The following is a 23,832-nucleotide window of genomic DNA, read 5'->3' as shown; positions in this document are numbered from 1 at the left end:
CCAGGCGATTGAAAATGGCGGCCAGTATACACAGCGCCCCATGACCGCCAAAGCCCGCTGGGCTGGCGGTAAACGCGTCTTCATGTTGCATGCCCGACCGCGCCTGTCGGGCAAGGGGAGGAATATTCGCCGTCGCTGGCGGATTTGCCCTAAAATGCGTGTCTTTATCATCTTTGAACAACCGTGAGTTTGATTGATGACGAGTACGCCTAAACCCCTGGTCCTGATCATCCTGGATGGCTTCGGTCACAGCGAAAGCCCCGAATACAACGCCATCTTCGCTGCCAACACGCCGGTCTACGACCGCCTGCGCGCCACCCAGCCGCACGGTTTGATCTCCGGTTCCGGCATGGACGTGGGGCTGCCCGACGGGCAGATGGGCAACTCCGAAGTCGGTCACATGAACCTCGGCGCCGGCCGCGTGGTGTACCAGGACTTCACCCGGGTGACCAAGGCCATCCGTGACGGCGAGTTCTTCGAGAACCCCGTGCTCGGCGGCGCGGTGGACAAGGCCGTCGGCGCCGGCAAGGCCGTGCACATCCTCGGCCTGCTCTCCGACGGCGGCGTGCACAGCCACCAGGACCACCTGATCGCCATGGCCGAGCTGGCCGCGCAGCGTGGCGCCGAGAAGATCTACCTGCACGCCTTCCTCGACGGCCGCGACACCCCGCCGCGCAGCGCCCAGTCGTCCATCGAACTGCTCGACGCCACCTTCGCCCGCCTGTGCAAGGGCCGCATCGCCAGCCTGATTGGCCGCTACTACGCCATGGACCGCGACAACCGCTGGGATCGCGTACAAGCCGCCTACAACCTGATCGTCGACAGCACCGCCGAATTCACCGCCGACAGCGCCCTCGCCGGCCTGCAAGCCGCCTACGCCCGCGAGGAGAACGACGAGTTCGTCAAGGCCACGCGCATTGGCGAAGCCGTCAAGGTCGAGGATGGCGACGCGGTCATCTTCATGAACTTCCGCGCCGACCGTGCCCGCGAGCTGTCCCGTGCGTTCGTCGAAGCGGACTTCAGCGAATTCCCACGCGCACGCCTGCCCAAGCTGGCGGCGTACATCGGCCTGACCCAGTATTCGGCGAAAATTCCGGCGCCTGCCGCGTTTGCCCCGTCCAGTCTGGACAATGTCCTGGGCGAATACCTGGCGAAGAACGGCAAGACCCAGCTGCGTATCGCCGAGACCGAGAAGTACGCCCATGTCACCTTCTTCTTCTCCGGTGGTCGCGAAGAGCCGTTCGAAGGCGAAGAACGCATCCTGATCCCGTCGCCGAAGGTCGCCACCTACGACCTGCAGCCGGAAATGAACGCTCCCGAGGTCACCGACCGCATCGTCGAGGCCATCGAGCAGCAGCGTTATGACGTGATCGTGGTCAACTATGCCAACGGCGACATGGTCGGCCATACCGGCGTGTTCGAAGCGGCGGTCAAGGCCGTCGAAGCCCTGGACATCTGCGTCGGCCGTATCGTCGAAGCCCTGGACAAGGTCGGCGGCGAAGCGCTGATCACCGCTGACCACGGCAACGTCGAGCAGATGGAAGACGAGTGCACCGGCCAGGCGCACACCGCCCACACCAGCGAGCCGGTGCCGTTCATCTATGTCGGCAAGCGCCAGGTCAAGGTCCGCGAAGGCGGCGTGCTGGCCGATGTGGCGCCGACCATGCTCAAGCTGCTGGGGCTGGAAAAGCCGGTCGAGATGACCGGCACCTCGATCCTGGTCGATGCTTGATGCTTGTACGGGGCCGCTTTGCGGCCCTTCCGCGGCACAAGGCCGCTCCTACAGGTGATCGCACATAACCTGTAGGAGCGGCCTTGTGCCGCGAAAGGGCTGCGCAGCAGCCCCGAAATACCTGAATTCCAGACCAACGCCCCGCCGCGCATGCCGCGGGGCGTTTTTTTTGCAGGCCCGCAAGGGCATACTAGGCCAGTCTCCATCCCCGGTACGCCAAACCCCATGCTCCGCGCCCTCTTCTTACTAGCCCTGTCATGCCTGCTCACCCCGGCTTTCGCCGACGAGCGCGCACAGACCCAGCAACAGCTGGACGCCACCCGCCAGGACATCGCCGAGCTGAAGAAGATGCTGGGCAAGCTCCAGGAGGAGAAAGCCGGCGTGCAGAAAGACCTCAAGTCCACCGAGACCGACATCGGCACTCTCGAGAAACAGGTGGAGGCACTGCAGCAAGAACTAAAAAAGACCGAGGGCGAGCTGGAGCGCCTTGATCACGAGAAAAAAAAACTCCAGAGCGCCCGCGTTGAACAGCAACGCCTGATTGCCATCCAGGCCCGTTCGGCCTACCAGAACAATGGCCGCGAGGAATACCTCAAGCTGCTGCTGAACCAGCAGAACCCCGAGAAGTTCGCCCGCACCCTCACCTATTACGACTACCTCAGCAAGGCGCGCATGGACCAGTTGCGCGCCTTCAACGAGACCCTGCGCCAGCTGGCCAACGTCGAGCAGGACATCGCCCGCCAGCAGGAACAGCTGCTGACCCAACGCGCCGACCTCGACGGTCGCCGCCAGGCGCTCGTGGCCGAGCGCGACAAGCGCCAGCAGGTGCTGGCCAAGCTCAACAGCGACATGAAAGAGCGCGACCAGAAGCTGCAGAGCCGCGAGCAGGACCAGGCCGACCTGGGCAAGGTGCTCAAGACCATCGAGGAAACCCTGGCCCGCCAGGCCCGCGAGGCCGAAGAGGCGCGCCAGCGCGCCCTGCTGGCCAGGCAGGAAGAAGAGAAACGCCGCAAGGAGCAGGCCCTGGCTGCGGCAGCCCGTGCCCAGGAGCCCGAGGAGGCGCCGAAAAAGGCCCGCACCACCCTCGGCCCGGTGGTTTCCAGCGATGGCGCCAGCTACGGCGGCGCTTTTTCTGCGGCCCGGGGCAAACTTCCATGGCCGGTCAATGGTCGATTGCTGGCACGCTTCGGCGATACCCGCGGCGGCGACGCCCGGGCCAAATGGGACGGAGTGATGATCGGCGCCAGCGCCGGCACCCAGGTGCGCGCCGTGCATGGCGGGCGCGTGGTGTTCGCCGACTGGTTGCGCGGCGCTGGACTTCTGGTCATTCTCGACCATGGCAATGGCTACCTGAGCCTGTACGGCCACAACCAGAGCCTGCTCAAGAGCGCCGGCGATATCGTCAAGGCCGGCGATGCCATCTCCACCGTCGGCGACAGCGGTGGCCAGGACAACGCCGGCCTGTACTTCGCGATTCGCCAGCAGGGCCGGCCCACCGACCCTGCGCAATGGTGCCGAGGCTAGTGTCCTGTCTCGGAAATACGTTCTCTTTTGGCGAGTGGCTTGGGTGTTCGGCCAAGGCGCCGCGACGAGTCATAGCAGGGCTATGGCGAGGAGTGGCAACGCCGGCCGGGCGCCCAAGACGCCGCCAAAAGTGAACAGCTTATTTCCGAGACAGGACACTGGATAATGCTACTTTTACGGCGCCGCCCACGAAACGGCGGCGCCGATGCTCCCGACGGGAGCACCAACAGGATCAGGAGTTCGTTCGACATGCTGCACTCGCCTCGCCTCACCCAGCTGGCCCTGACCATCGCCCTGGTCATCGGCGCGCCCCTGGCCGTTGCTGCCGAGCCGGCCAAGCCAGCGGCCAAGCCGGCTGCGGTGCCGGCCACCGAGGTGACCGCCAAGGCGCCGCTGCCGCTTGAAGAGCTGCGCACCTTTGCCGAGGTCATGGACCGCATCAAGGCCGCCTATGTGGAGCCTGTGGACGACAAGACCCTGCTGGAGAACGCCATCAAGGGCATGCTCAGCAACCTTGACCCACACTCTGCCTACCTCGGCCCCGAGGATTTCCAGGAGCTGCAGGAAAGCACCAGCGGCGAGTTCGGCGGCCTGGGCATCGAAGTGGGCATGGAAGACGGCTTCGTCAAGGTGGTCTCGCCCATCGACGACACCCCGGCCTCCCGCGCCGGCATCGAGGCCGGAGACCTGATCGTCAAGATCAACGGCGCGCCGACCCGTGGCCAGACCATGACCGAGGCCGTGGACAAGATGCGCGGCAAGATCGGCGAGAAGATCACCCTGACCCTGGTGCGCGACGGCGGCACGCCGTTCGACGTGACGCTTGCCCGCGCGGTGATCCAGGTCAAGAGCGTCAAGAGTCAGCTGCTGGAGAACGACTACGGCTACATCCGCATCACCCAGTTCCAGGTCAAGACCGGCGACGAGGTGGGCAAGGCCCTGGCCAAGCTGCGCAAGGACAACGGCAAGAAGCTGCGCGGCGTGGTCCTGGACCTGCGCAACAACCCCGGCGGTGTGTTGCAGTCGGCGGTGGAAGTGGCCGACCATTTCCTCACCAAGGGCCTGATCGTCTACACCAAGGGCCGCATCGCCAACTCCGAGCTGCGCTATTCCGCCGACCCGGCCGACGCCAGCGAAGGCGTGCCGCTGGTGGTGCTGATCAACGGCGGCAGCGCCTCGGCCTCGGAAATCGTCGCCGGCGCCCTGCAGGACCAGAAGCGCGCCGTGCTGATGGGCACCGACAGCTTCGGCAAGGGCTCGGTACAGACCGTGCTGCCGCTGGCCAACGACCGTGCGCTGAAGCTCACCACCGCACTGTATTTCACCCCCAACGGCCGCTCGATCCAGGCCCAGGGCATCGTCCCGGACATCGAGGTGCGTCCGGCCAAGCTTACCGCCGAGGCCGACAACGACAACTTCAAGGAAGCCGACCTGCAGGGCCACCTGGGCAACGGCAACGGCGGTGCCGACCGCCCAAGCGGCAGCAGCAAGCGCAAGGATCGCCCACAGGACAACGACTTCCAGCTCAGCCAGGCCCTCAGCCTGCTCAAGGGCCTGAACATCACCAAGGGCGACTGACCGCTTCCCATGCGTTACCTGCTGTTCACGCTGTTCTGCCTCATGCTCGGTACCGCCCAGGCGGCGCCGGGCAAGGCCTACATGAGCATCATCATCGACGACCTGGGACAGAGCAGCGAGCGTGACAGCCGCACCCTCGCCCTGCCCGGGCCGGTCACCATGGCGATCATGCCCGACACCCCGCACGCCACCGAGTTCGCCCGCCAGGCCCACAAGGCCGGACGCACGGTGATCCTGCACATGCCCATGGACCCGGCTACCGGTCCCTACGCCTGGCACCCCGGCACGCCGATCGAGGAGCTGGCCCGACGCCTGGACGCTGCCTTGGCCAAGGTGCCTTACGTCGCGGGTATCAACAACCACATGGGCAGCCGCATGACCGCCCAGCGCGAACCGATGCGCTGGCTGATGGAAGAGCTGCAACGCCGCCACCTGTTCTTCGTCGACAGCCGCACCAGCGCCGCCACTGTGGCGGCGGCAGAGGCCCAGGCATTGGGCTTGGCCCATGTCTCACGGGATGTGTTCCTCGATGACGTGCGTACCACGGAGGCGATCAGCGGACAATTGCAGCTGGGTATCGCCCAGGCCCGCAAACAAGGCTCTGCGGTACTGATCGGCCACCCCTACCCGCAGACGCTTGAGGTACTGGCCCGTGAAATCCCCCGACTCAAGGCCCAGGGCATCGAGTTGATCGGTCTACCGCAGATGATCGCCGAACGCGGCAATCAGGCCATGCCCGCCCATGGTCACCAGGGTCGCTACAGCAATCGCTGAGGCGTCGCCCGATCCAGACCAACCTGGGAGCGGGCTAGCCCCGCGATCACCGGCTAGGCCGGTGCTGGCAGGGCATCGCGGGCCAAGCCCGCTCCCACGCTGGTGATACCTATGCCGCCACAGCCAACGTACCGCGCATATCCATAAGCACCACCTGGCGCCCCTTCCCCGCAGGCACGCTCGCATCGGTAATCCATACAGGAGCTCAACCGATGTCGACCAAAGCCACCTCTCTGCTTGCCCTGACGATGCTCTGGGCCGCGACCGAAACCCTCGCCGCCACCAGCGACACACCCACACTGCTGAAAAACGCCCAGGGCGAGCACGCCCATTGGAGCGGCATCGGCCGCCTTAACATGGAGCGCGGCCGCCAATGCATCGCCACGCTGATCGACAGCCGCGGCCCCGCATCCACCACGACAGGCCCCGCTTACCTGCTGACCAGCGGCCACTGCCTGGAGACTCGCAATGGCCGGATCATCCACGATCAGCCGGCGCAGGGCAGCATCACCTTCAACTACTTCGCCGACACCCCGGATGCTCGCCCGACATTCGCCCTCAAGCGCACGCTGTGGAGCAGCATGCAAGGCAGCGACCTGGCGCTGCTGGAACTGGACGCCAGCCTCGCTCAGGTGATGGCCGCAGGCATCCAGCCGCTGGCGCTTGGCGTCAGTCCAGCATCAGGCAGCGCGGTGGTGATGGTGGGCGAGGCCGGCAGGCCAGACCTCGGACTGCGCGCGGCCCAATGCACAGAACGGGACCAGGCCAGCGTGACCGAGTTTCCCTGGGTATGGCGCAGGCTCAAGGTCAATGACTGCCCCTCCGGCGGCAAAGGCGCATCAGGCAGCGCGGTGATCGACCAGGTCAGCGGACACTTGGTCAGCGTCGTCAACAGCGTGCCTGTCGGAGCGACGCAAAACAATTACGCCATCCCGGTCCAGCGTGTACTCGGTTGCTTTCACCAAGGCCACGCCGATCTGAGCCTCGAACGCTGCATCCTGCTGCCCGCCTTCCAAATCACTCAGAAAGGGCGGGCCCGCTTGCTCAGGCGGCTCGGCAACGGCTCATCCGCCGCCACCTGGGACCTGGCCCTCGACATCGACACCCCGCGCTACCGCTACAAGCAGGTACGCGATGCACTCGAGTGCGAGGACGCGGCCGGCTACAGCGGCACGATCCCCGCCAGCGAACGGCGCATCGACAACCCGATCGCCAGCGAGCCGGGCCGCTACTACCTGTGTCTGGTCGGCGTGCAATCGCCGGATCAGCGTCCCTACCCGGCCCTGCTGGCCAACGCCCTTAGCCTGCCTGTCGAGGTGATTCCGGCAGGTCTTCCGCAAATCCGCTACACCCTTGATCGCCACGAGCAAGGCCACGTCATGCTCAACTGGCAGACCAGGCAGCCCTACCTGAGCCACTACCTGGTCAAGTACGGCGCCGCGGACCGGATGGACTGCGACAACGCCTTCGGTTACCGCCGCGCCCTGACACCCGCCCAGGTCATCCCGGCCTCACGCCTGCCGGCCACGCTCTGTAGCCGCGCCATCGACATCGACGGACAGGTGGCGTCGACCCACAGCGAACTGCTGCCGGTGCACGGCCATTGATTTCAGGCCCTGCCTGCGCCGCTCAGGCAGGGCCGCCCCCTCAAGCCAAGGGAATGATCCCTGCCACATCGCTGGCAGTCAGGCGCCCCCTGTGCACCCGCTCACCGCTGACGGCCTCGTACTGCCTGCCCAGAAAACGCTGGCTCCAGACCTTCAGGTGCCCATGGGTGAACGCCTCGAGCGGCGCTGCCTGGGAGGCCAGGTGGAAATGCGCCGCCCAGAGGCTGCGCCCCCTGGTTTCCCCCGGGGCTTCCAGGCGGGTGACCCTGAACTCGTCGAACGGGCTGGTAGTGGTCGAGGTATCACGCCTGACGTAGTCCACCTGGATCAACCCCTGAGCATGGAGAAAACGCAGCCCGTGCGCAGAGGGATAGCGGGTCTTGTCGTACAGCTCGGTCAGCAGGCGCTTCATCTGCGCCTGCAGGTCGCTCACCGCGGCATTCAAGGCGTCCACCAGCGCTTCAGCCGCTCCCTGCCCGGCCAGGAGCGCGGCCGTACCTTGCAAGCGGTCGGCCTGGCGGTTGAGCAAGCGCTCCAGCATGCGCCCATTGACGTCATCCTTCACATAGGCCCAGGCGATGGCCAGCACGTCTTCGCTATCCTTCAGCAGCCCCTGCACCAGAGCCTTGGCTTGCTCCGTGCCCTCTTCCTCGGCGCCGGCCTTTGCCCCATCGCCTTCGCGCTCCACCCAGTCACCGTCCTTGAAGTCGAAGACCTGCAGGACCGCCTTGCTGATCGGGTCACGCACCTCGAGCAGTGTCCCCGCCTGCCCCTGCACTTCAGTCCCGATGACCAGCAGGCCTTCACGGGTGCGCACGGCCCGCTGCAACTCCTCGGTGCGCGGATAAGGCACTCGCTTGATCAACCCTGGCGCGCCGTCCTGCTCCGCAAGGGCATCCACCAGACGGCGCCCGGCATCATCCTTGAGCAGTTGCATATGGGTCCGGTAGCGCTGAAGCCGGTCGACTTCCACCAGGTCGCCGCCCGTGCGCTCCAGGTGCAGCGCATTGATGATCGCCGCCGCATAGGCGTCCCACGCTTCCTGGAGAATGCTGATGCGATCGGCCACGCCCAGGTTGGACATCAGCGACTCGCCATGGGCCGTGGCGGCGCTCCTGAGTGTGGTGCCCGCCAGATCGTCGCGGTACCTCAGCAGTTGATGCCGGCCATTTTGCGAGTCCAGGTGCAATGCCAGGTCTGCCAGGTTCAGGGCGTGATGGAAGCGAAGATCGACAACGGTGAAGGTACGCTCGGCTATCAACCGGGCGACCGTTCGCCGGGTTCCGGCAATGCCGAAGTCAAGGTCGTCGGGGACCTCGGCCAGCAACTCATCCAGGCCACCTTGCGCGACCAGCATGCGCTCCTGGAGGTCGACGACCTTCGCCAGCTCCACGCGAAAATGCCGGTACTCGTCGCGCACATGGGCGCCTACACCGTCATCGAACTGCGCCGCCAACTCGGTCATGCGCGGAAAGTTCGCAAGGTGCTGCAGCTCACCCAGGATGAAATCGCTGTTGCGCAGCAGCGCAGCCGTCAGCGTGGCCCGATGCAGGCCGAGGGTCTGTGCGAAGCCCGGCTTGCGGAGGCTGCCGTACTTGGGCTCGAGCATGCTCTGCAGGACACCGCAGTGCTCGCGATCCAGGCGGACCACCGCTTCGGCCTGGGCGACGGCTTGCAGGCGCTTGGCGTCCAGTTCGCCAGCGAGCGCGGCGATGCGCTGATCATAAGACGCCATGATCCGGTCGGAGGCGGCCCTGTCGAACGTGTCATCTTCGTGCTCCTCAGCTGCGAGTCGCCTGCCCCTTTCCTGAATCCTCAACCTTTCCAGATGCTGAAGACGCTCCTGGACCGTGACGACTTCCTGGCTAAAGCGGCCGAACGTTTGCAGCTCCCGGTTTGCCTGATCGGTCAATTTGTGGGTGGCGACTCGCAGCCTGGCGAACTGCCGCTCGAGACGCCCGCCGGGCATGCCACCACCGAGGCGCAGCCGGGTATCGATGCGCCAGGCACCTTGCTCGAAGACCAGCCACGGCCCCGGCTGCCGCGCGCCGTCGACAATCCGGATGTCATCGCCTTCCACACTGACGGCGAAGACCTCCCCCAGCATCGAGACATAGTGCCGCCCGTCGACCGTGTACAGCCCGGCTAGCGAGGGCTGCAAGCCCGCCAGCGGAACACTCGCACGCATGGCCATCAAGGCGTTGCGTTGCTCCGGGGCAAGCCAGTTGAACCCTTGGTTGCCGCGCCAGCTCAGGTCGAGCTGCAAACCCGTGGCGGCACGCGGCAGTGGCCCCGGCATACCCACCTTGCCTTGGGCCGGCTCGACCCTTGCCGCCGCGTAGCCACCGTCCTGGGTGGGAGGCCCTTCGAAACCGGCGGCCTGGAGCAAGCGCCGCGGCACTGCCTGGCGGCCTTTCGGCGGTCGCGCATGCAACAGCGCCATGCCCAGGTTGATGACCAGGTCGACGGCGGCCGTGGAGCGCTCGAACGCGCCACCTTGCGCCAGCGCCTGGCCATCGCCACGCAGGCTATCAAGGGTCTGGATCAACCAGGCAACCGTAGCGATCGGCCCACTCATCAGCACCGTGGCGGTATCGAACAGCAGCCAGGCGCCTTTGCCGAGCACCGCCCAACGGCTTTCGGCAGTGGACGTGCTCTGCTTCTCGGCCAGGTCCAAAAGTAGCGCCCGATTTGCCGCGTACAATTTTTCATCCACATCGTCTAGCCACAGCACCCCGTCCAACCGGGCCGGCTCGGGCCTTTCGGGTAGTTGGAAAGGATCAATACCAAGATGCACGACGTGGGGCTCTGCAAACCCACCCTTGTCGTAGATCGGCCGAGCATGCTCATCCATCCAGGCCAGGATGCTCGCCTGCAGCGGGCCCGATTCGCGGATGGCCGCCATCAGCGCATCGAGGCTGGAGAACTGCCGTAGCGGTTCATCCGCGTACAGCGGGCGGTAGAGCAGCACCACACGGGGCTCGGTCGAAAACAGTACGAACATGCCCTGGACCCGATCATGCCGGCTGGAAGTCGGCTGCCGCTTGAAGGTGAGCGGCATCAGGCCGCTTGCCTTCAAGCTCTTGTCGCCAAGGTCTTTGCACAGATCGATGACACACTGCAGGCCCGCTTCGCTGAGCTTGTGATCGAGTTTCGCCTGCAAGGCGCTGAAACGCAGCGCCTGGCGCCACTCCCGGGCAAAGCGGCGAGTGCGCTCGGGGCGGGCCGCCGGGTCATCCAGGGCGTCGGCCACGTACTTGGGATAACGGCCACCGATATCGACCTTGCGCACCAGTGCCTTCACGTAGTCGATAGTCATCCAGGGCATGATCAGCTGACCGTTGGCATGCCTGATGTTTTGGATGAAGGCATCACCCAGTGAGCTGAGATTGGCGATGGCGAACTCGGTCAGGGTCAGCTCGCCCGCCGACTCCAGCGGTTCGCCACCACCGGTGCCTGCTCCTGCGCCCCCCGGAACTCCGTTGGCGACCTGAAGCGCCAGGATCAGTTCATCGGAGAAATAGTTGGCTTCCAACGGATAGTCCTCGAGCATCTGCATGCGTAGTTGCTGGCGGGCATAAGCCTGCAGGTCGAGTATCCCATCCAGCGCCGCCACGCCCTTTGCGTCAATCTGGTCCAGCGCCATATCCAGCAACGCCGACTGATAGGCGAAGCTGGTGCTGGCCGACGAATCGGCTATGCCTGGCGGTATCGCGGGCGCACCCGTTTCTTCGACGAAGTAGCCCGCCACCAACCACTGCGCGGGGTCGCTCAGCTCGGCGAACAGCGCCTCCATTTGCGCCAGTGTCAGCCCCTGCAGGCGCAGTTGCCCGATGCGCTCGAGCATGTGCCCGAGCAGCAAGGCGCTCCACTGCGCGAATACATCGCCCTCGAGTTCGTGGCGATCCCAGGTCAGGGCAGTGAACCGGTAGCGCAGCGCAAGTTCGTCACGCAGCGCCAGGGCGAAATCGTCCAGCGAATCGAAGGCCCTGACCTGGCCCGACGGCTCGAACCAGAGCACAACCGCTCGCTCGTCCCACTCGGCCGTCACCAGCAAGCCGGGCTGGAGCCGTCTGAATTGCTGCTGATCCGCACGCAGGCTGGCCTGGACGACGAACACCGCAGGCTGATCATCACCTCCCCGAATCAGGCCACGCACACAAGCCTGCTGCTGGTCGTCCAGATCCTGCAGGGGCAGGTTGCGCAGCAACGCCATTTTCAACAGCAACTGCAACCAGCTATCGCGGCGCTTGCCGGATGTACCCAGCCCGTTCCAATAGCTCACCTGAGCCTGGCTGAAGTGCTCGATCAGTCGCGCCAGCAGCCTGTTGAGCACAGGCGTGATGCCCGTCAGACGACGTGTATCCCAGGCACCGCGCGAGCCGGCGAAGCGGTGAGACCCCGCCAGGCCCAGATTGTGATGGCGTTCGCCGATGGCCTCCAGGTCCAACGGCGTACCATCGAGCATCGCCTGCAGCACAACCTCCACCAGCGGGGCGGTCGTCCAGTAGTGGGTGTCTGGATCCGGGCTGTCCAGGATCAACGGATCGGCGGACTCCAGCGCCGGCTCGACGAAGGCCAGCCATGGCAGCTCCCTGAGCAGCACGTGCAGCAGCTGCTCGCTGACCACCTGGCGCAAGGTCGGCCGACTGGCGAATTGCCGGGCGACGGCGTTCTTGAAGTCGAAGATCGGTGTTGAGGTGTTGGTCATGGAAAAGGCCCCGTTCATTGATGAGCCACCACCATGCCCCCGCACCCGCACACCACTGGCACTACATATTACCCCCCGGATACGACAAGGGGCCCGACACTTGCGCGCCGGGCCCCTTGTTCACATCAGCCGTGATCAGCTGTACACACGCCCCAGCAACTGGCGGTGGCTTTCGAACTGATCGAGCACGTCACGCACGATCTGCTCGCGGGTGAAGCCCATCAGGTCGTATTCCTGGCTGCCATCGTGCAGGTACACCTCGGCACGGTAGAAGCGCTGGCGCACTTCCGGCTCGCCTTCGACCGGCGCCTCGCTCGGCGCGGCCATGTAACCGTCCAGGCTGGCTTCGTAGACGAACGGGTTGCCCTCTTCCATCATCACCCGCAGGCCCATCATGTTGCGCGACTGGCCAACACGGGTCTCGACTTCGAAGCCCAGGGTGCGCAGCTGCTCGGCGGCTTCTTTCAGCGCCGGGCTGACCTGCTTGTCCATGAAGCGCTGGACCACGGCCTGGGTCGGCTGCAGGTCCAGCTGGCTGAGGCGCTCGCTGAAGCCGCGACGGCCACGGGCGGCCAGTTCGGCGCGCTCGCTCTCGACCGCGACGTCCTGCTTCATGGCTTTCATCAGGCCGAACATGAACAGCACCAGGACCACCGAGAACGGCAGGCCGGCCAGTACCACCATGGTCTGCATGGCTTCGAAGTTACCGGCGAACAGTAGGCCGATGGTGACCAGGGTGATGACCACCGACCAGAACACCACCATCCAGTGCGGGGCGTCTTCGTCGACCTTGCCGCCTTTGCACGACAGGTTGGCCATCATCACCGCGCCGGAGTCGGCCGGGGTCAGGAACAGCACGAAGCCGACGAACACCGCCACACCGATGACGATCTTGGCGGCCGGGAAGAATTCCAGCAGCTGGTAGATCGACATCGACGGCTGTTCGAGCGCGGTCTTGCCCAGCTCGACGGCGCCCTGGTTGATCACCAGGTCCAGCGCGGTGTTACCGAAGATCGACAGCCAGGCCAGGGTGAAGCCCAGCGGGATCAGCAGCACGCCGCTGACCAGCTGACGCACGGTACGGCCCTTGGAGATACGGGCTATGAACATGCCGACGAACGGGCCCCAGGAGATCCACCAGGCCCAGTAGAACACGGTCCACAGGCCCAGCCAGCGCTCGGACTTGTCGTTGTCGCCTTCATAGACATACAGATCGAAGGTCTTCAGCACGACACCGTTGAGGTAGTCACCGACGTTCTGCACGAAACCGTTGAGCAGGTGCAGGGTGTTGCCGGCCAGCAGCACGAAGATCAGCAGGCCGCTGAACAGCAGGATGTTCAGGTTGGACAGGCGGCGGATGCCGTTCTCCACGCCCGACACCGCGGCCACGGTGGCAACGCCCGCCATGACCAGGATCACCACCAGCAGGTTGGTCTTGCTGTGGTCCATGCCGAACAGGTATTCCAGGCCCGAGGCCACCTGCATCGAACCGATGCCGAGGTTGGTCACCAGGCCCAGCAGGGTAACGAACATGCCGAAGATGTCCACGGCATGGCCCGCGCCGCCCTTGACCCAACGCTCACCGACCAGCGGGTACAACGCCGAACGCAGTGCCAGCGGCTGGTTGTGACGGTAGGCGAAGTAACCCACGGCAAGACCGACCAGGGCGTAGATCGCCCAGCCGTGCAGGCCCCAGTGCAGGAAGGTCAGCTGCAGGCCCTGGCGTGCGGCCTCGAGGCTGGCAGGAGTGCCTTCTGGTGGGTTGAAGTAATGGTCCAGCGGCTCGGAGGCGCCGAAGTACAGCAGCGAGATACCGATGCCCGAGGAAAACAGCATGCCGGCCCAGGCGCCGTAGCTGAAGTCGGGGGTGTCGTCCTTGCCGCCAAGCTTGAGCTTGCCGTAGTCGGAGAAGGCCAGGTAGACGACGAACAGCAGGTAACCGCAGATCACCAGCATGTAGTACCAGCCGAAGGTACGGGTCAGCCATTTCTGGGCGACGCCCAGCGCCTGGCCGGCGGCTTCGGGGACAGCGATCAGCAGGGCAGTCAGAACAAGGATCATCAGCGCCGAGGTGTAGAACACCACGCGGTTGACCCGTACCCGCTCGGCGGGGGGGGTTGTCAGGGAGGCAGAACTCATTGCACGAATGCTCCGGGCAGTGCGGCAGTGGAGGCTATACAGTTATTTCCCGCGCAATTGGTGCAATAGCCCTACTGCGCAAGGTGTTATAAAAGGCACCTGGAAACCGTGATCCCGAATCGAAACGCTGCAAAAAAAACAGACCGGCCGCCTGTCGCCTTGCCACGCACTCAGCAGAAGGTGCGCGCATTCGCCACAGACCACCTGGCCCGCTCCAAGGGCCGACCGCGCAGTCCATGACCGCTCGGCAGAATCTGTCCTTTGCATCGCTCATGCCCGTCAACGCCTTGTATTCCGGGGGTTACACGATTTCCTGGGGTGTCGATTCGTGTCCTCTTGACCGTCCTGAAAACTGTCAATGGCACAAATTGTCGCAGAGCTTATTCTTTATTGATTGAACGTTCAATCAAAACAAAATAGACTGGCCTCGCCGAGGTAGCCGCTTGTCGTCTGCCCGCAGGCCTGAGGAGATAGCAAGATGCCCAAGGTCGGTATGCAACCCATCCGCCGCCAGCAGTTGATCGAAGCCACATTGCAGGCAGTCGATCAGGTCGGACTGGGCGATGCCAGCATTGCGCTGATTGCCCGTTTGGCCGGTGTGTCGAACGGCATCATCAGTCACTACTTTCAGGACAAGAACGGCCTGATCGCAGCGACGATGCGCTACATCATGAACATGCTCAACGAGGGTGTGATCGCGCGTCGTCAGGCACTCACGGACGACAGCCCGCGTGCCCACCTGAAGGTGATCATCGAAGGCAACTTCGATGCGAGCCAGGTGAATGGCCCGGCAATGAAAACCTGGCTGGCCTTCTGGGCCTCCAGCATGCACCAGCCGTCTTTGCACAGGTTGCAGCGGATCAACGATCACCGCCTGTATTCCAACCTGTGCTGCCAGTTCCGCCGCGTCCTGCCGCTCTACCATGCGCGCAAGGCTGCCCGCGGGCTGGCAGCCCTGATCGACGGCCTGTGGCTGCGTGGCGCCCTGTCGGGAGATGCATTCGACACCGACCAGGCAATACGAATTGCTTACGAATACATGGATCTACAACTGGCTAAACAGCAGTCCCTGGGCACAACCGACCAGGCCTCTGAACAGCCGCGCGCAGCGACCAGCCAACCGGCAGGAGCGTGACGCGGCAGCCAACCACACACTGCACTTGCGAGGACACTATGGCCCGTTTCGGAACGCAAAAACTCTACATTGATGGCGCTTACGTCGACGCTGGCAGCGACGCCACCTTCGAAGCCATCAACCCGGCCACCGGCGAAGTCCTCGCTCACGTGCAGCGCGCGACCCAAGCCGACGTCGAGAAGGCCGTCGAAAGCGCCGAGCGCGGCCAGAAAGTCTGGGCCGCGATGACCGCCATGCAGCGTTCGCGCATCCTGCGCCGCGCCGTCGACATCCTGCGCGAGCGCAACGACGAACTGGCCATGCTGGAAACCCTGGACACCGGCAAGTCGTACTCCGAGACCCGCTACGTCGACATCGTCACCGGCGCCGACGTGCTGGAGTACTACGCAGGCCTGGTACCGGCCATCGAAGGCGAGCAGATCCCGCTGCGCGAATCGTCCTTCGTCTACACCCGCCGCGAGCCGCTGGGCGTGACCGTCGGTATCGGCGCCTGGAACTACCCGATCCAGATCGCCCTGTGGAAATCCGCCCCGGCCCTGGCCGCCGGCAACGCGATGATCTTCAAGCCGTCGGAAGTCACCTCGCTGACCACCCTGAAACTGGCCGAGATCTTCACCGAGGCCGGCCTGCCGAACGGCGTGTTCAACGTCCTGACCGGCAGCGGCCGCGAAGTCGGCACCTGGCTGACCGAGCACCCGCGCATCGAAAAAGTCTCCTTCACCGGCGGCACCACCACCGGCAAGAAAGTCATGGCCAGCGCCTCCAGCTCCTCGCTGAAGGAAGTGACCATGGAACTGGGCGGCAAGTCGCCACTGATCATCTGCGACGACGCCGACCTGGACAAGGCCGCCGACATCGCCATGATGGCCAACTTCTACAGCTCGGGTCAGGTCTGCACCAACGGCACCCGCGTGTTCATCCCAGCCGCGATGAAAGCCGCCTTCGAAGCCAAGATCGCCGAGCGCGTCGCCCGCATCCGTGCCGGCAACCCGGAAGACGAGAACACCAACTTCGGCCCGCTGGTCAGCTTCCAGCACATGGAAAGCGTGCTGTCGTACATCGCCAAGGGTAAAGAAGAAGGCGCCCGCGTGCTGTGCGGCGGTGAGCGTCTGCTGGACGGCGACTTCGCCAAGGGCGCATTCGTGGCCCCGACCGTGTTCACCGACTGCACCGACGACATGACCATCGTCAAGGAAGAGATCTTCGGCCCGGTAATGAGCATCCTCAGCTACGAGACCGAGGAAGAAGTCATCCGTCGCGCCAACGACACCGAATACGGCCTGGCCGCCGGCGTCTGCACCAACGACATCAGCCGCGCCCACCGCATCATCCACAAGCTCGAGGCCGGCATCTGCTGGATCAACGCCTGGGGCGAGTCGCCGGCGGAAATGCCGGTTGGCGGTTACAAGCAGTCGGGCGTCGGCCGTGAGAACGGTGTCAGCTCGCTGGCTCAATACACTCGCATCAAGTCGGTCCAGGTCGAGCTGGGCGGCTACAACTCGGTTTTCTAAACCCCGTTTAGCCACGCCCGTGCCTTCGCGCACGGGCGTTTCCGCTCCCTGACCACCGCCAACGAGGGTACTTTTCATGTCCCAAGAATTCGATTACATCATCGTCGGTGCCGGCTCCGCCGGTAACACCCTGGCCACCCGCCTGACCGAAGACGCCAGCGTCACCGTGCTGCTGCTGGAAGCCGGCGGCCCCGACTACCGCTTCGACTTCCGCACCCAGATGCCGGCCGCCCTGGCCTTCCCGCTGCAGGGTCGCCGCTACAACTGGGCCTACGAGACCGATCCGGAGCCGCACATGGACGGCCGCCGCATGGAATGCGGTCGCGGCAAGGGCCTGGGCGGCTCGTCGCTGATCAACGGCATGTGCTACATCCGTGGTAACGCCATGGACTTCGACGGCTGGGCTGAACTGCCGGGCCTGGAAGACTGGACCTACCTGGACTGCCTGCCGTACTTCCGTAAAGCCGAAACCCGCGACATCGGCCCGAACGACTACCACGGCGGCGAAGGCCCGGTCAGCGTGGCCACGCCGAAAGCCGGCAACAACCCGCTGTTCCACGCCATGGTCGAGGCCGGCGTGCAGGCCGGTTACCCGCGCACCGAAGACCTCAACGGCTACCAGCAGGAAGGTTTCGGCCCGATGGACCGTTCGGTGACCAAGAACGGCCGTCGCTCCAGCACTGCCCGTGGCTACCTGGACCAGGCCAAGAAGCGCCCGAACCTGACCATCGTCACCCACGCCCTGAGCGATCGCGTGCTGTTCGACAACAAGCGCGCCGTTGGCGTGACCTACCTGGTGGGTGACAGCGAAGAGCGCGTCGAAGCCCGCGCCCGCAAGGAAGTGATCGTTTCCTCCGGCGCCATCGCCTCGCCGCAGCTGCTGCAGCGTTCCGGCGTCGGCCCGCGCGCCCTGCTGGAAAGCCTCGACATTCCGGTGGTCCACGACCTGCCGGGCGTCGGCGAGAACCTGCAGGACCACCTGGAACTGTACCTGCAGTACGCCTGCACCCAACCGGTGTCGCTGTACCCGTCGCTGCTGTGGTGGAACCAGCCGAAAATCGGTGCCGAGTGGCTGTTCAACGGCACTGGCATCGGCGCCAGCAACCAGTTCGAGGCCGGCGGTTTCATCCGCACCCGTCCTGAGTTCAAGTGGCCGAACATCCAGTACCACTTCCTGCCAGTCGCGATTAACTACAACGGCTCCAACGGCGTGAAAGAGCACGGCTTCCAGGCGCACATGGGCTCCATGCGCTCGCCGGCCCGTGGTCGCATCCAGGCCAAGTCGAAGAACCCGCGCCAGCACCCGAGCATCCTGTTCAACTACATGTCCACCGACCAGGACTGGCAGGAATTCCGCGACGGCATCCGCCTGACCCGCGAAATCATGGCCCAGCCGGCGCTGGACGCGTTCCGTGGTCGCGAGATCAGCCCGGGCGCTCACGTGCAAACGGATGAAGAGCTGGACAAGTTCATCCGCGAGCACGCCGAAACCGCCTTCCACCCGTCCTGCTCGTGCAAGATGGGCACCGACGACATGGCAGTGGTCGACGGCGAAGGTCGCGTGCATGGCATGCAGGGCCTACGCGTGGTCGACGCATCGATCATGCCGCTGATCATCACCGGCAACCTGAACGCCACCACGATCATGATCGCCGAGAAGATCTCGGACAAGATCCGTGGCCGCAAGCCGCTGCCGCGCAGCACCGCCAAGTACTACGTGGCGGGCGATGCACCGGTGAAGGGCAAGCCGATGCGTGAAGTGAAGCAGGCCTGATCAGGCCCGTGGGAGCGGGCTTGCCCCGCGATAGCGAGAGATCTGCTGACATCGCTGTTCTGACGGACACCATCGCGGGGCAAGCCCGCTCCCACGCTCCCACCCTGATCCAAAAGGCACCTCTCGAGGTGCCTTTTCTACATCTGCAGAAACGCTTTACAGCCTGCCAATTCATCAGGTTAGAATCGATTGGCACGCGACCTGCTAGTTCACGCTACAAGTCCCTTTTCTCTGCGATGTCCCGGAGTACCGCCTTTGGATGCGAGCACCATCAACAGCCTGTTCCTGATCGGCGCCCTGCTGGTCGGGGCCAGTATCCTGGTCAGCTCGCTGTCTTCGCGCCTGGGCATCCCCATTCTCGTCATCATCCTCGCGGTCGGCATGATCGCCGGGGTCGATGGTGGCGGCATCATCTTCAACAACTACCCAACCGCCTACCTGGTGGGCAACCTGGCGCTCGCCGTGATCCTGCTCGACGGCGGCCTGCGCACCCGGGTGGCGAGCTTCCGCGTGGCGCTGTGGCCGGCCCTGTCGCTGGCCACGGTCGGCGTGCTGATCACCACCGGCCTGACCGGCATGGTCGCCGCCTGGCTGTTCGACCTGAGCCTGATCCAGGGCCTGCTGATCGGCGCCATCGTCGGCTCCACCGATGCCGCGGCAGTGTTCTCGCTGCTCGGCGGCAAGGGCCTGAACGAGCGGGTCACCGCCACCCTGGAGATCGAGTCGGGCAGCAACGACCCGATGGCGGTGTTCCTCACCGTCACCCTGATCGACATGATCGCCAGCGGCCAGACCGGCCTGCACTGGAGCCTGCTGACCCACCTGCTGCGCGAGTTCGGCATCGGCGGGCTGATGGGCCTGGGTGGAGGCTGGCTGATGCTGCAACTGGTCAACCGCATCAACCTGGCCGGCGGCCTGTACCCGATCCTGGTGGTGGCCGGCGGCCTGGTGGTGTTCTCCCTGACCAACGCCCTGCACGGCAGCGGCTTCCTCGCCGTGTACCTGTGCGGCCTGGTGCTGGGCAACCGGCCGATCCGCAGCCGCCACGGCATCCTGCACATGCTCGACGGCATGGCCTGGCTGGCGCAGATCGGCATGTTCCTGGTGCTGGGCCTGCTGGTCACCCCCCACGACCTGCTGCCCATCGCCCTGCCCGCCCTGGGCCTGGCGCTGTGGATGATCCTGGTGGCCCGCCCGCTGTCGGTGGTGGCCGCCCTGCTGCCGTTCAAGGCCTTCCATGGCCGCGAGAAGGGCTTCATCAGTTGGGTCGGCCTGCGTGGCGCGGTACCGATCATCCTCGCGGTGTTCCCGCTGATGGCGGGCCTGCCCCAGGCCCAGCTGTTCTTCAACCTGGCCTTCTTCATCGTGCTGGTGTCGCTGCTGGTGCAGGGCACCAGCCTGCCGTGGATGGCCAAGCTGCTGAAGGTCACGGTACCGCCGGACCCGGCGCCGATTTCCCGCTCCGCGCTCGAGGTGCACGTCACCAGCGAGTGGGAGCTGTTCGTCTACCGCCTGGGTGCCGAGAAATGGTGCATCGGCGCCGCCCTGCGCGAGCTGAAGATGCCCGAGGGCACGCGCATCGCCGCGTTGTTCCGCGGCGAGCAACTGCTGCACCCGTCGGGCAGTACCGTGCTGGAAGTCGGCGACATGCTCTGCGTGATCGGCCACGAACATAACCTGCCGGCGCTGGGCAAGCTGTTCAGCCAGGCGCCGCAACGTGGCCTGGACCTGCGTTTCTTCGGCGACTTCGTCCTCGAAGGCGATGCCGAGCTGGGTGCGGTGGCCGCACTTTATGGCCTGAAACTCGACGGTCTGGACGCAAATATGCCGCTGGCGCAGTTCATCCGACAGAAGGTCGGAGGCGCGCCAGTAGTAGGCGACCAGATCGAATGGCACGGCACGATCTGGACCGTCGCGGTCATGGACGGGAACAAGATCCAGAAAGTGGGCGTCAGATTCCCCGAAGGTACCCGCCCCGGCCCCGGGCTGTTCCTCTAAACTCCGATTTGCCGCGTAACACAAGAACTCTGCCTATGTCCCTGCGTGACCATTGCCGCGCAGCCCTGCTGGGGCTGTGCCTGACCCTCTCGTTCGCCGCCGGCGCGGTGGAAATCCCGACCACCCCGGGCATCCAGAGCAGCCTGAGCAAGATCGCCGAGCGCAAGCTGCCGGAAACCGAGCAGAAAGCCGTGCAACAGGTGCTGGAACAGACCCTGGCGCTGCTCAACGCCCGCGACGACAGCGAGAGGAAGCTCGAAGCCCTCAAGCAGCAGTTGGCCAATGCTCCCCAGGAGATCCGTGACAGCCAGCGCGAGCTGATCAAGCTCAAGGCCAGCAACGCCGTGCCAGTGGCGCAGCGCTACGCCAGCCTGACGGTGCCGCAGCTCGAACAGATGCTCAGCGAACGCAGCACCCAGCAGGGCGACCTGCAGAAGGCGCTGTCCGAAGCCAACAGCCTGATCATCAACTCGCAGACCCGCCCTGAACGCGCCCAGGCCGAGATCAGCAGCAACCAGATGCGCGTGCAGCAGATCAACAACAGCCTCAAGAGCGGCAAGGACAACGGCAAGTCGATCAACGCTGACCAGCGCAACCAGCTCAACGCCGAACTGGCCTCGCTCAACGCCCTGACCCTGCTGCGCCGCCAGGAACTGGCCGGCAACAGCGTGCTGCAGGACCTGGGCAACGCCCGCCACGACCTGCTGATCGAGCGCGCCACCCGCCTGGAGCAGGAAATCCAGGACCTGCAGACGCTGATCAACGAAAAGCGCCTGGCCCAGTCGCAACAGGCCGTCACCCGCCAGTCGATCGAGGCGCAGAAGGCCGGCGGCAGCAACCTGCTGGCCACCGAGAGCACCGCCAACCTGCAGCTGTCCGACTACCTGCTGCGCAGCACCGACCGCCTCAACGAGGTGACCCAGCAGAACCTGCGTACCAAGCAGCAGCTCGACAGCCTCACCCAGGCCGACCAGGCCCTGGACGAACAGATCAACGTGCTCAAGGGCAGCCTGCTGCTGTCGAAGATCCTCTACAAGCAGAAGCAGGCCCTGCCGCACCTGAAGCTTGACCGCAACCTGGCCGACCAGATCGCCGATATCCGCCTCTACCAGTTCGAGATCAACCAGGAACGCGAACAGATGAGCAGCCCGTCCACCTATGTGGACAAGCTGCTGGCCAGCCAGCCCGAGGAAGATGTCACCCCGCAACTGCGCAAGGCCCTGCTGGAAGTGGCGATCACCCGCAGCGACCTGCTCGAGCGGTTGAACCGCGAGCTGTCGGCGCTGCTCAACGAATGCATCACCCTGCAACTGAACCAGAAGCAACTGTTGAGCACCGCCCAGAACCTGCGCACCACCCTGGAAGAGCAGATGTTCTGGATCCCCAGCAACAAGCCGCTGGACTGGCAATGGCTGCGTGAAGTACCCGAGCGCCTGACCACTCAGGTGGCCAGCCTGCCCTGGGGCGCGGGCATCAAGGAACTGGCTGACGGCCTGGTGCAACAGCCGCTGCTGTTCCTGCCGCTGATTCTGGTGATCGGCGCCCTGCTGTGGCGGCGCAAGGCGCTGTACCGGCGCCTGGGCAAGGTCCACCAGGATATCGGCCACTTCAAGCGCGACAGCCAGTGGCACACGCCCCAGGCGATCCTGATCAACATCCTCCTGGCCCTGCCGGTGGCCCTGGCCCTGACCCTGGGCAGCTACGCCCTGCAGCTCGACGCCCGCGGGCAGAACGCCAACCTCGGCGCCGCCCTGTGGCAGATCGCCCAGGCCTGGCTGGTGTTCTACACCGCCTACCGCATCCTCGCCCCGGGCGGCGTGGCCGAGATCCACTTCCGCTGGCACAAGCCACAGGTCGAGTTCCTGCGCGGCTGGGTGCGCCGACTCGGCACCGTGGTGCTGGCCCTGGTCGGCGTGGTGGCGGTGGCTGAACACCAGCCGTCGGCACTGGCCGAGGACGTGCTGGGCATCGGCGTGGTGCTGACCTGCTACGCCCTGATGGCCTGGCTGCTCAGCCGCCTGCTGCTGAGCAGCCCGGCGCACCAGAACACCTCGCTGTTCCGCAAGGCCGTCGGGGTGGCCTTCACCGCTCTGCCCATCGCGCTGTTCGTGGCGGTGTGCTTCGGCTACTACTACACCGCCCTCAAGCTCACCGACCGGCTGATCTACACCCTCTACCTGCTGCTGTTCTGGCTGGTGATCGAGGCCGCGTTCGTGCGCGGCCTGTCGGTGGCGGCACGGCGCCTGGCCTACCAGCGCGCCCTGAGCAAACGCCAGGCGGCCAAGGAAGGGCTGGACGGCGAAGTGGTGGTCGAGGAGCCGACCCTGGACATCGAGCAGGTCAACCAGCAGTCCCTGCGCCTGATCCGCCTGGCCCTGCTCGGCGGCTTCATCGGCGGGCTGTACTGGGTATGGGCGGACCTGATCACGGTGTTCGCCTACCTCAACAACATCACCCTCTACGAGTACAGCAGCGGCACCGGCGCGGCGGCCAGCATGGTGCCGATCAGCCTCGGCGACCTGCTCGGCGCCATGGTCATCGCCGGTATCGCCGTGGCCCTGGCCAGCAACCTGCCGGGCCTGCTCGAAGTGCTGGTGCTGTCGCGCCTGAACCTGGCCCAGGGCAGCGCCTACGCGATAACTACGTTGCTGTCCTATGTGATTGCCGGCGTCGGCATCGTCAGCACCCTGGCCACCCTCGGGGTCAGCTGGGACAAGCTGCAATGGCTGGTGGCGGCACTGTCGCTGGGCCTGGGCTTCGGCATGCAGGAGATCTTCGCCAACTTCATCTCCGGCATCATGATCCTGTTCGAGCGCCCGGTGCGCATCGGCGACACCATCACCATCGGCAACCTGTCCGGCACGGTGAGCAAGATCCGCATCCGCGCCACCACCATCACCGACTTTGACCGCAAGGACATCATCGTTCCCAACAAGACCTTCATCACCGGCCAGTTGATCAACTGGTCGCTGACCGACACGGTCACCCGGGTGACGCTGAAGCTGGGCATCGACTACGGCTCGGATCTGGACCTGGTGCGCGACCTGCTGCTCAAGGGCGCCCACGAAAACCCACGGGTGCTCAAGGATCCGGAGCCGCTGGTGTACTTCCTCAACTTCGGCGAAAGCTCGCTGGACCACGAACTGCGCATGCACGTGCGCGACCTGGGTGACCGCAACCCGACGCTGGACGAACTGAACCGCTATATCAACCGCGAGTTCAAGGCGCACAACATCAAGATTTCGGTGCGCCAGGTGGAGGTGTTCCTGATGGATACCAAAGGTGGCAAGCAGCAGTTGATCCCGATGGAGCGCAAGCCGGACAGCACGCCTCCCGTCTGAGTGGACGT

Annotated in this window: 12 protein-coding genes; 10 read left to right on the top strand and 2 right to left on the bottom strand. The window is 65.0% G+C overall.

What is annotated here, in order from left to right:
• Positions 1-196: 196 nt before the first annotated feature.
• The 5 genes from gpmI to POF53_RS11050 all read left to right on the top strand — a co-directional run bounded on the left by gpmI (position 197) and on the right by POF53_RS11050 (position 7,215).
• Complete coding sequence (gpmI, locus tag POF53_RS11070; RefSeq protein WP_498967696.1) at positions 197-1,732, top strand: 2,3-bisphosphoglycerate-independent phosphoglycerate mutase; 1,536 nt, start codon at positions 197-199, stop codon at positions 1,730-1,732.
• Between the two features lie 225 nt (positions 1,733-1,957).
• Positions 1,958-3,256 (top strand): murein hydrolase activator EnvC family protein, encoded by a 1,299-nt coding sequence (locus POF53_RS11065; protein ID WP_186711971.1) that lies wholly within the window; start codon positions 1,958-1,960, stop codon positions 3,254-3,256.
• Positions 3,257-3,505: 249 nt separating this feature from the next.
• On the top strand, positions 3,506-4,834 hold the full coding sequence (locus tag POF53_RS11060; protein ID WP_062572581.1) for a S41 family peptidase: 1,329 nt from the start codon (positions 3,506-3,508) through the stop codon (positions 4,832-4,834).
• 9 nt (positions 4,835-4,843) lie between these two features.
• Positions 4,844-5,608, top strand: a complete 765-nt coding sequence (locus POF53_RS11055; RefSeq protein ID WP_203648408.1) for a divergent polysaccharide deacetylase family protein — start codon at positions 4,844-4,846, stop codon at positions 5,606-5,608.
• Between the two features lie 212 nt (positions 5,609-5,820).
• A complete protein-coding gene (locus tag POF53_RS11050; protein WP_475860513.1) occupies positions 5,821-7,215 on the top strand; it encodes a trypsin-like serine peptidase in 1,395 nt (464 codons plus the stop codon).
• A 40-nt stretch (positions 7,216-7,255) separates the two neighbouring features.
• Here the strand turns inward: POF53_RS11050 and POF53_RS11045 are convergent, their stop codons facing one another.
• Together POF53_RS11045 and POF53_RS11040 are read right to left on the bottom strand one after the other, a co-directional pair.
• On the bottom strand, positions 7,256-11,926 hold the full coding sequence (locus POF53_RS11045; RefSeq protein WP_498967692.1) for a dermonecrotic toxin domain-containing protein: 4,671 nt from the start codon (positions 11,924-11,926) through the stop codon (positions 7,256-7,258).
• Between the two features lie 135 nt (positions 11,927-12,061).
• Positions 12,062-14,065: a BCCT family transporter gene (locus POF53_RS11040; RefSeq protein ID WP_203648412.1), complete on the bottom strand. Its 2,004-nt coding sequence runs from the start codon at positions 14,063-14,065 to the stop codon at positions 12,062-12,064.
• 478 nt (positions 14,066-14,543) lie between these two features.
• Between POF53_RS11040 and betI the strand changes: the two genes are divergently transcribed.
• The 5 genes from betI (at position 14,544) to mscK (ending at position 23,824) form a co-directional block, all read left to right on the top strand.
• Positions 14,544-15,200, top strand: a complete 657-nt coding sequence (gene betI, locus POF53_RS11035) for a transcriptional regulator BetI (RefSeq protein WP_110735256.1) — start codon at positions 14,544-14,546, stop codon at positions 15,198-15,200.
• Between the two features lie 38 nt (positions 15,201-15,238).
• The gene (betB, locus tag POF53_RS11030; protein WP_046853877.1) at positions 15,239-16,711 is read left to right on the top strand and encodes a betaine-aldehyde dehydrogenase; all 1,473 of its coding nucleotides are present in this window, start codon (positions 15,239-15,241) and stop codon (positions 16,709-16,711) included.
• 76 nt (positions 16,712-16,787) lie between these two features.
• On the top strand, positions 16,788-18,485 hold the full coding sequence (gene betA / locus POF53_RS11025) for a choline dehydrogenase (RefSeq protein WP_203648422.1): 1,698 nt from the start codon (positions 16,788-16,790) through the stop codon (positions 18,483-18,485).
• Between the two features lie 255 nt (positions 18,486-18,740).
• A complete protein-coding gene (locus POF53_RS11020) occupies positions 18,741-20,483 on the top strand; it encodes a potassium/proton antiporter (protein ID WP_110735265.1) in 1,743 nt (580 codons plus the stop codon).
• Between the two features lie 35 nt (positions 20,484-20,518).
• The gene (mscK, locus tag POF53_RS11015; RefSeq protein WP_203648424.1) at positions 20,519-23,824 is read left to right on the top strand and encodes a mechanosensitive channel MscK; all 3,306 of its coding nucleotides are present in this window, start codon (positions 20,519-20,521) and stop codon (positions 23,822-23,824) included.
• Positions 23,825-23,832 lie beyond the last annotated feature (8 nt).

This window comes from Mitsuaria sp. RG (genome assembly GCF_028369275.1).
GTDB lineage: Bacteria > Pseudomonadota > Gammaproteobacteria > Pseudomonadales > Pseudomonadaceae > Aquipseudomonas > Aquipseudomonas peradeniyensis.
This window is presented reverse-complemented; position numbering and strand designations above follow the sequence as displayed.

Excerpts from the sequence above, each read along its gene's own strand:
- POF53_RS11055 (WP_203648408.1), top strand. The coding sequence starts at position 4,844 with ATGCGTTACCTGCTGTTCACGCTGTTCTGCCTCATGCTCGGTACCGCC.
- POF53_RS11045 (WP_498967692.1), bottom strand. The coding sequence starts at position 11,926 with ATGACCAACACCTCAACACCGATCTTCGACTTCAAGAACGCCGTCGCC.
- POF53_RS11040 (WP_203648412.1), bottom strand. The coding sequence starts at position 14,065 with ATGAGTTCTGCCTCCCTGACAACCCCCCCCGCCGAGCGGGTACGGGTC.
- gpmI (WP_498967696.1), top strand. The coding sequence starts at position 197 with ATGACGAGTACGCCTAAACCCCTGGTCCTGATCATCCTGGATGGCTTC.
- POF53_RS11065 (WP_186711971.1), top strand. The coding sequence starts at position 1,958 with ATGCTCCGCGCCCTCTTCTTACTAGCCCTGTCATGCCTGCTCACCCCG.
- betI (WP_110735256.1), top strand. The coding sequence starts at position 14,544 with ATGCCCAAGGTCGGTATGCAACCCATCCGCCGCCAGCAGTTGATCGAA.
- POF53_RS11050 (WP_475860513.1), top strand. The coding sequence starts at position 5,821 with ATGTCGACCAAAGCCACCTCTCTGCTTGCCCTGACGATGCTCTGGGCC.
- betB (WP_046853877.1), top strand. The coding sequence starts at position 15,239 with ATGGCCCGTTTCGGAACGCAAAAACTCTACATTGATGGCGCTTACGTC.
- betA (WP_203648422.1), top strand. The coding sequence starts at position 16,788 with ATGTCCCAAGAATTCGATTACATCATCGTCGGTGCCGGCTCCGCCGGT.
- mscK (WP_203648424.1), top strand. The coding sequence starts at position 20,519 with ATGTCCCTGCGTGACCATTGCCGCGCAGCCCTGCTGGGGCTGTGCCTG.
- POF53_RS11060 (WP_062572581.1), top strand. The coding sequence starts at position 3,506 with ATGCTGCACTCGCCTCGCCTCACCCAGCTGGCCCTGACCATCGCCCTG.